Source organism: Pseudomonas sp. GW456-L12 (genome assembly GCF_059424045.1).
On record NZ_JBWKZA010000061.1, the window covers coordinates 1 to 8836 of the forward strand.

7 protein-coding genes are annotated in these 8836 nt (G+C 66.2%); 3 read left to right on the forward strand and 4 right to left on the reverse strand.

Annotation, left to right across the window (positions count from 1 at the left end):
- The 4 genes from AC07Y9_RS31950 to AC07Y9_RS31965 all read right to left on the reverse strand — a co-directional run.
- Window positions 1–775, reverse strand: a 775-nt coding sequence (locus AC07Y9_RS31950) for a sigma-70 family RNA polymerase sigma factor (RefSeq protein ID WP_102681530.1), incomplete at its 3' end; no start/stop codon positions are given.
- 3 nt (window positions 776–778) lie between these two features.
- A complete protein-coding gene (locus tag AC07Y9_RS31955) occupies window positions 779–1219 on the reverse strand; it encodes a carboxymuconolactone decarboxylase family protein (protein WP_062825471.1) in 441 nt (146 codons plus the stop codon).
- Window positions 1220–1319: 100 nt separating this feature from the next.
- On the reverse strand, window positions 1320–2336 hold the full coding sequence (locus AC07Y9_RS31960) for a PDDEXK nuclease domain-containing protein (RefSeq protein WP_102681531.1): 1017 nt from the start codon (window positions 2334–2336) through the stop codon (window positions 1320–1322).
- A gap of 122 nt (window positions 2337–2458) precedes the next feature.
- Window positions 2459–2869 (reverse strand): PA0061/PA0062 family lipoprotein, encoded by a 411-nt coding sequence (locus tag AC07Y9_RS31965; protein WP_053260697.1) that lies wholly within the window; start codon window positions 2867–2869, stop codon window positions 2459–2461.
- Between the two features lie 221 nt (window positions 2870–3090).
- On the opposite strand from AC07Y9_RS31965, the gene AC07Y9_RS31970 reads away from it, so the two are divergent.
- The 3 genes from AC07Y9_RS31970 to AC07Y9_RS31980 all read left to right on the forward strand — a co-directional run.
- Window positions 3091–6312, forward strand: a complete 3222-nt coding sequence (locus AC07Y9_RS31970; RefSeq protein WP_102681532.1) for an efflux RND transporter permease subunit — start codon at window positions 3091–3093, stop codon at window positions 6310–6312.
- On the forward strand, window positions 6302–7468 hold the full coding sequence (locus AC07Y9_RS31975) for an efflux RND transporter periplasmic adaptor subunit (RefSeq protein WP_102681533.1): 1167 nt from the start codon (window positions 6302–6304) through the stop codon (window positions 7466–7468). The genes AC07Y9_RS31970 and AC07Y9_RS31975 overlap by 11 nt, the downstream gene beginning before the upstream one ends.
- On the forward strand, window positions 7452–8836 hold a 1385-nt coding region (locus tag AC07Y9_RS31980; RefSeq protein WP_102690524.1), incomplete at its 3' end, for an efflux transporter outer membrane subunit. The genes AC07Y9_RS31975 and AC07Y9_RS31980, both read left to right, overlap by 17 nt.

Genomic DNA, 8836 nt, shown 5'->3' on the forward strand with positions numbered 1-8836 from the left:
CCCCCTCTCCTCTTAACACCACCCCACGCCCACCATTGATCTCCACCTCCTGCCACTGATACGCCCGCCAGTACCGGCTCAACGACTCCCCCACAAACGCCAGCACCGCCTCCACCCCATACAAGGTCTCGCGAATGGCGCTGGCTTTGCCGCCGCCGTCGGCGTACAGCTCGACATCTTCGGAGAGCATGGCGGCCAGGCCTTGGGTCGAGCCGCTGGTGATGGCGCTGTGGAAGGCGCTCAGCAGTTGTTGCTGGCGTGAAGGTTCCGGCTGGTAGCGCGCTTGGGTGTTGCCCAGGCTGGCTTTGGCGCGGGACACCAGTTTGCGGCAGGTGGCTTCCTGGACGCCGAGGGTTTGCGCGACTTGGGGGTAGTCCAGGTCGAAGATGTCGTACAGCAGGTAGGCGGCGCGTTCCTTGGGGGTCAGGCGTTCGAGCAAGAGCAGGAAGGCGGTGGACAGCGACGAGGCCAGTTCATGGCTGTGTTCCGGGGAGTCGTGGTGCAGGCTGTGGATCGGCTCTGGCAGCCAGGTGCCGATGTATTGCAGGCGCGAGCGCTGGGCCGAGCGCAGCAGATCGATGCAGTGCCGGGTGCAGGCGGTGGTCAGCCAGGCGGCCGGGGTGGCGATGGAGGCCTTGTCGGCCTCCAGCCATTTGATGAACAGGTCCTGCACCACGTCCTCGGCCTCGGCGCGCGAGCCAAGGAGGCGGTAGGCCAGGCCCAGCAGGAAGCTGCGACGGCTTTCGAACACCGTCGTGTCATCGATTCGATCCATCCTTTAGTGCCTCGACACCTGCAAGCGATTCCACAGGTTGATCATGCCGATATCGGCCGTCAAGGCGGCGATCTGCGCGTCGCTGAAATGTTCGCGCAGGGCGGCGCGCAACGGGCCGAAGTCGGTGTCTTCGCGCAGCACGGTGAGGGCTTCGGTCCAGGCCAGGGCGGCGCGTTCGGCGGCGCTGAAATCGCTGACATGGCGCCAGACGACAAGACGGTCCAGGCGCTCGTTGCTTTCGCCGTCTTCACGGGCTTCGCGGGTGTGCATCTTCACGCAGAAGCCGCACTGGTTGATCTGCGAGGCGCGCAATACCACCAGGTGGTGCAGCTTGCGCGCCAGGCCATGAGCGTCGATCAGGCCATGGACCTGGCCCAGGCTTTCGAAGATCTCGGGGATGGTTTGCAGCAGGTTGACGGCTTGGGTCGGGTGGCTGGATGACATGGGGTGGCTCCGTTAATTGAGGAATACACCGACATGACGGGCCAGGTGGGTGGTTTGTGACGGGGGAGCGGAAAAATAATTCGGGCTCCGATAAGGCGGCTCAAACCGCCTGAGGATTCAGCGCATAAAACTCATGCAGCTTGGCCTGCAGAAGCTTCTTGTCCGGCAGTTGGGTCTGGTACTCGGCAATCAATGCGGGTGAGAGTGAGCGGTTGAGGGCGTACTCGACCACCTCGTCGTCCTTGCTGGCACAGAGCAGCACGCCCAGGGCCGGGTTCTCATGGGGTTTGCGCACCTGGCGGTCCAGCGCTTCCAGGTAGAAATCCAGCTTGCCCAGGTATTCCGGCTCGAAGCGCCCGACCTTGAGCTCGATGGCCACCAGACAATTCAAGCCGCGATGGAACAGCAGTAGATCCAGCACGAAATCGCGCCCGCCAACCTGCAAGGGATAGCGCGAAGCGACAAAGCAGAAGTCGCGGCCCATTTCGATCAGAAAGTCTTTGAGTTGCCGCACCAGCCCCTGATGCAAATCCGCTTCGTTATGCCCCGGGGCCAGGTCGAGAAACTCCACCACATAGGCATCCTTGAACACCTTCAACGCCTCGGGATGCAAAAGTCTCAACGCTGTCGAGACTTTTGCCGGTTGGGTCAGTGAGCGCTCGAAGAGGGCCGATTTGATCTGGCGCTCCAGTTCCCGGGTTGACCATTGTTCCTGGATCGTCATGCGTAGGTAGAACTCGCGCTCTTCTGGCCGCTTGCCTTGCGCAAGAATGATCAGGTTCTGGGTCCAGGGTAATTGTGTCAGCAGTGCTGACACTTTCTCCTCGCCTCGATAAACCTCATAGAACTGCCGCATGCGGAACAGGTTACGCCGGGTAAAACCCCGCAACCCCGGCTGCTGCCGCGCAAGATAATCCGCCAGTTGCTGAACCACTCCATCGCCCCACTCCGCCGCCTCGATCTTGCGGCTGATATAGGCACCGACCTGCCAATACAGCTCCACCAGTTCGGTGTTCACCGCCCGCATCGCCCGTTGGCGCGCGGCGGCGATCATTTGCGCCACTTCGTTGAAGGCCGCATCGGTGGACGTCGGTAGTGCTCCGGCAGGTTGGCTCATAAAGAAGGCTCCGCTTGAAGATTCAAATCCTCATCATCGAGCGCCCCACCATAAATTTGCTGTCAGGCGGTTCTCTTTCCATTGAGCGAAATATCTTGGTTTGGGCAGCGCGAGAAGCGCTGTCACCCCGGCATACACTCAAAATCCCGCACGCTCGCCACCTGCTTGCCCTCCCCGTCATACAACCGCGCCCTCACTTCAGTCCCCAAGGTCGACTCCACCAACTTGTAATGCTCCCCCGCCTTGAAGCTCGGGTAGCTCACCTGCCCGCGGCAATCGACCTGGTTGGAGTCGCCGCCGACTTCTTCGAACAGGGTCACGTCCAGGCGGTGGGCGCCGGGTTGGACTTCGAAGTAGCGGCCGTCGTCGACGTTCTTGCCGTCGACGCGTTCGGCCATCAGGTCGCTGGAGCCCTCTTCTTCCAGGCTGATCCAGGCTTCGTTGGGATCGGCCTTGGGCATCGGGCCGGCGCAGGCGGAGAGCAGCAGCACCAGGCTCAGGGCGGGAATCAGCAGCAGCGGTTTGGCGTTCATGGCAGGTACCTCGGCAGTAAAAATCGACACGCGGCGCGAAACGAAAAAAGCGCTCGCGCCGATTGCCATCCAGCTTGTCGAGGCACCCGCCACAGGACAAATGAATCCCCGTGAAAGGAAATTCAGGCCCAACCTAAAACTTCCTTCACCTGGCTGAAAGCCGCGTGTTAGGTGGGTCGCGGCAGGCTGCCGAGGTTCGTTTTCCCTCGGAGGTCCACCGCATGCTCGGGCTGGTCAAGACCGCTCTGCTCAAGCCCTACACGTTTATCGTGCTGGCGATTTTTATCTGCATCATCGGGCCGCTGGCGGCCCTGCGTACGCCCACCGATGTATTCCCCGATATCGGCATTCCGGTGGTGGCGGTGGTCTGGCAGTACACCGGCCTGTCGCCGGATGCCATGGCCGGCCGGGTGATCCACACCTACGAGCGCTCCCTGAGCACCACGGTCAACGACATCGAGCACATCGAGTCGCAGTCGCTGCCGGGCATGGGCATCGTCAAGATCTTCTTCCAGCCGGGGGTGGATATCCGCACCGCCAACGCCCAGGTCACGGCGGTGTCGCAAACCGTGCTCAAGCAGATGCCGCCGGGCATCACCCCGCCACTGATCCTCAACTACAGCGCCTCGACGGTGCCGATCCTGCAGATGGCGTTCTCCAGCCCGACCCTGTCGGAAGCGAAAATCCGCGACCTGGTGCAGAACAATATCCGCCTGCCCCTGAGCTCCGTGCCGGGGCTGGCGATGCCGACGCCCATGGGCGGCAAGCAGCGGCAGATCACCCTCGACCTGGACCCGCAGGCGCTGGCGGCCAAGGGCCTGTCGGCGCAGGACGTGGGCAATGCCCTGGCGGCGCAGAACCAGATCATCCCGGTGGGCACCGCCAAGCTCGGCGCCAGTGAATACACGGTGCTGCTGAACAACAGCCCGACGGCCATCGACGAGCTCAACGACCTGCCGATCAAGACCGTCGACGGTGCGCTGATCACCATCGGCCAGGTGGCCCATGTGCGTGACGGCTCGCCGCCGCAGAGCAATATCGTGCGGGTCGACGGCCACCGCGCGGTGCTGATGCCGGCGCTGAAGAACGGCAATATCTCCACCCTGTCGATCGTCGATGGCATCCGCCAGATGCTGCCGCGCATCGACGAAACCCTGCCGCCGGCGCTGAAGACTTCGCTCTTGGGCGACGCCTCGGTGTTCGTCAAGCAGTCGGTGGGCAGCGTGGCCCGGGAGGGCATCATTGCCGCGCTGCTGACCAGCGCGATGATCCTGCTGTTCCTTGGCAGCTGGCGCTCGACCCTGATCATCGCCGCCTCGATCCCCCTGGCGGTGCTCGCGGCCATCGCCCTGCTCGCCGCCAGCGGCCAGACCCTGAATGTCATGACCCTCGGCGGGCTGGCGCTGGCGGTGGGCATTTTGGTGGACGACGCCACGGTGACCATCGAGAACATCAACTGGCACCTGGAACAGGGCAAGGCGGTGAAGGACGCAATCCTCGACGGCGCCCGGCAGATCGTCGGCCCGGCGTTCGTCTCGCTGCTGTGCATCTGCATCGTCTTCGTGCCGATGTTCCTGTTGCAGGGCATCGCCGGCTACCTGTTCCGCCCCATGGCCCTGGCGGTGATCTTCGCCATGGCCAGCTCGTTCATCCTCTCGCGGACCCTGGTGCCCACACTGGCGATGTACCTGCTCAAGCCCCACACACCGGAAGCCGGGCCCGGGCATCACCCGGAAGACGCATTCATCAACCATCACGAGGGCGAACAGCACGCCCGGCCGCAGCATGCCCTGGTGCGCGGGCTGCTGGGCTTCCAGCAGGCTTTCGAGCGACGCTTCTCCAACGTGCGCGACACCTACCACGGCCTGCTGACCCTGGCCCTGGCCAATCGCAAGCGCTTCCTGCTGGGCTTCCTCGCCTGCGTGCTGGCCTCCTTCGCCTTGCTGCCGAGCCTGGGCCAGGACTTCTTCCCGGTCACCGACGCCGGCGCCCTGGCCCTGCATGTGCGCCTGCCCCTGGGCACGCGGATCGAGGAAAGCGCGGCGGCCTTCGACCGCATCGAGGCGCGGATTCGCGAGGTGATTCCGCCGGAGCAACTGGACAGCGTGATCGACAATATCGGCATTCCGCTGAGCGGCATCGACATGGCCTACAGCAGCAGCGGCACCATCGGCCCGCAGGATGGCGACATCCAGGTGACCCTCAAGCCCGGCCATGCGCCGACCGCCGACTACGTGAAGCGATTGCGCGAAGCCCTGCCGGAAAGTTTCCCCGGCAGCCAGTTCGCCTTCCTGCCAGCGGACATCAGCAGCCAGATCCTCAACTTCGGCGCGCCGGCGCCGCTGGACGTGAAAATCTCCGGGCCCGACAGCGCCGCCAACCGCGCCTATGCCCTGGAACTGCAACGGCGCCTGCAACATGTGCCGGGCATCGCCGACCTGCGTATCCAGCAGTCCACCGGCTACCCGTCGCTGGCGGTCAAGGTCGACCGCCTGCGGGCCAACGGCCTGGGGATCACCGAGCGCGACGTGACCAACAGCATGGTGGCCTCCTTGGCCGGTAGCTCCCAGGTGGCGCCGACCTTCTGGCTCAACCCGCAGAACGGCGTGTCCTATTCCATCGTCGCCGCCACCCCGCAGTACCGCCTGGACAGCCTGCCGTCCCTGGAGGCCCTGCCGGTGACCGGCAGCAACGGCCAGTCGCAGATCCTCGGCGGCCTGGCCAGCATCTCGCGGGTCGACAGCCCGGCGGTGGTCACCCACTACAACATCCAGCCGACCCTGGACCTCTACGCCAACGTCCAGGGCCGCGACCTGGGCGGCGTGGCCCGGGATATCCAGCACGTCCTCGACGATAGCCAGGCGCTGCGGCCCAAGGGCGCGAGCATCAGCCTGCACGGGCAGGTCGACGCCCTGTACGAAGCCTTCAGCGGCCTGAGCCTGGGCCTGCTGGGCGCGGTGGTGCTGATCTACCTGCTGATCGTGGTCAACTTCCAGTCCTGGCTCGACCCGTTCGTGATCATCACCGCGCTACCGGCGGCCCTGGCCGGCATCGTCTGGATGCTGTTCTTGAGTGGCACCTCGCTGTCGGTGCCGGCGCTGACCGGGGCCATCCTCTGCATGGGCGTGGCCACGGCCAACTCGATCCTGGTGGTGAGCTTCTGCCGCGAACGCCTGGCGGAACACGGCGATGCCCTGAAGGCCGCGCTGGAGGCCGGCTACACGCGCTTTCGCCCGGTGTGCATGACCGCCCTGGCGATGATCATCGGCATGCTGCCGCTGGCCCTGTCCGAGGAGCAGAACGCGCCCCTGGGCCGCGCCGTGATCGGCGGCCTGATCCTCGCCACCACCGCCACCCTGCTGTTCGTTCCCGTGGTATTCAGTCTGGTCCACGGGCGTCACCCCACTCGCGCTGTCGCTGGAGAAAGTACCCATGTCGCCTGAACACACCCCCTCGCGCAAACGCCTGCTGTGGCTCGGCATCGGCGGCCTGACCCTGGCCGCCCTGCTGGTGGCCAACGGCCTGGCCGCGCGCACCCGCCATGAACGCGCGGTGGCCGCCTGGACCGAAACCGCCGCCGTGCCCCAGGTGCTGGTGTTCCAGCCGCAGCAGAACCGCCAGGGCGACACCCTGCGCCTGCCGGCGCACCTGGAAGCCTGGAGCAAGGCGCCGATCCACGCCCGGGTCAGCGGCTACCTCAAAAGTTGGAACAGCGACATCGGCGCCAAGGTTCAGGCCGGGCAAGTCCTCGCCGAAATCGACAGCCCCGACCTCGACCAGAAGTTGGCCCAGGCCCATGCCCGGCTGGTGCAGGAACAGGCCAATGCGCGCCTGGCACAAACCACCGCCGTGCGCTGGCAGAACCTGCTGGCCAGCCACTCGGTGTCGCGCCAGGAGGCCGATGAAAAAACCTCCAACGCCGCGGCCGCCAAGGCCAACGCCGAAGCGGCCGCTGCCGACTATGCGCGGCTCTCGGCCCTGGAGGACTACAAGACCATCCGCGCGCCCTTCGCCGGCACCATCACCGCCCGCCACACCGATATCGGCCAGTTGATCAAGGCCGACAACGACAGCGATCCGCAGCTCTTTGACTTGGCCGACACCCGCAAGCTGCGGCTCTACGTGCCGGTGCCGCAGAACTACGCCAGCGTGATCCGCCCCGGCCTCAGCGCCGAGCTGACGGTGCCGGAGCACCCCGGCCAGCACTTCAGCGCGCGGCTGATCGGCGACTCCACCGCCATCGATCAGCGCTCCGGCACCCTGCTCGCCCAGTTCGTCGCCGACAACCCCGACGGCGCGCTGCTGCCCGGCGACTATGCCGAGGCCGCCCTGGCCCTGCCCGCCGACACCCGGGGCGTGAGCATTCCGGCCAGCGCCTTGATCTTCCGCGCCCAGGGCACCCAGGTGGCGCTGCTGGACGAGCACAACCACGTGCACCTGCGGGACATCCATATCGGCCTCGACCTCGGCGCGCGGCTGGTGATCGACCAGGGCCTGCAAGCCGCCGACCGGGTGATCGACAACCCGCCCGATGCCCTGCGCGAAGGCGACCTGGTGCAACTGGCCGACGCCGGAGGTGAACATGCGCCCAAGGCTTGAGCCGCTTGCGGTGTTGCTGGTGCTGGCCCTGCAAGGCTGCTCGCTGGCGCCCGGCTACCAGGTGCCAACCGTGGAGTTGCCGGCCCACTACCGCGAACAGACCAGCGACGGCCCCTGGCATCCGGCCCGACCGGCGGATCAGCTGGCCAGCCAGTGGTGGCTGCTGTACCAGGACCCACGCCTGGATGACCTGCAACAGCGTCTGCTCAAGGCCAACCCGGACCTGGCGGCGGCGCTGGCGCACTTCGACGCGGCCCAGGCCTATGCCAGCCAGCTGCATGCCGGGCTGTTCCCGCAGATCAGCGCCAGCGGCCAGTCGCTGCGCCAACGGCAGTCGGACCACCGGCCGTTGCGCGGCGGCAGCCAGCCTTCGCTGTACAACAGCAACAGCGCCGGTTTCTCCCTGAGCTTCGACCCGGACCTGTGGGGGCGGATTCGCAACCAGGTGGCCGCCGGCGATGCCCAGGCCGAGGCCTCGGCCGACGACCTGGCGGTGGCGCGCCTGAGCCTGCAACAGCAGTTGGCGGTGCTCTATGTGCAGCTCAATGGCCTGGATGCGCAGCGCGCGATCCTCAGCCAGTCCCTGGACGACTACGCCCAGGCCCTGCAACTGACCCGCAGCCGCTACCAGGGGCAGATCGCCTCGGAGCTGGACCTGACCCGCGCGCAAAACCAGCTGGCCAGCGCCGAGGCCGAGCTGGACGAAGTGCGCGGGCAACGCAACCTCACCGAACACGCGATCGGCGAACTGGTGGGCGAACCGGCCAGCCAGTTCCAGCTGCCCGCCACCCAGCAGACCCTGGCCGTGCCCAGCGTGCCGCAACAACTGCCCAGCGCGCTGCTGCAACGCCGCCCGGACATCGCCGCCGCCGAACGCCGGGTGTTCGCCGCCAACGCCAATATCGGCGTGGCCCGGGCCGCCTGGTACCCGGACTTCAGCCTCACCGGCCTGCTCGGCGGGCAGACCCAGGGCAGCGGTAGCCTGCTGGCGGCGGGCAATCGCTACTGGGCGCTGGGGCCTCTGGTCAACCTGCCGATCTTCGACGGCGGCCGCCTGAGCGCCAACGAACGCCAGGCCCACGCCGAATTCGAGGAAGCCGCCGCCCATTACCGCAGCCAGGTGCTGCGGGCGGTGCGTGAGGTGGAGGACAACCTGGGGCAACTGCGGGATTTGCAGCAGGAGGCCCTGGACCAGCAGGCGGCGGTGAATGCCGCCGAGCATACGCAGGCCCTGGCGATGAACAGTTATCAGGCGGGGGCGGTGAGTTATCTGGAGGTTGTGACGGCGCAGACCGCGGCGTTGCAGGCGCAACGGGGGTTGCAGGCGCTGCAGACGCGGCGGTTGCAGGCGAGTGTGGGGTTGGTGGG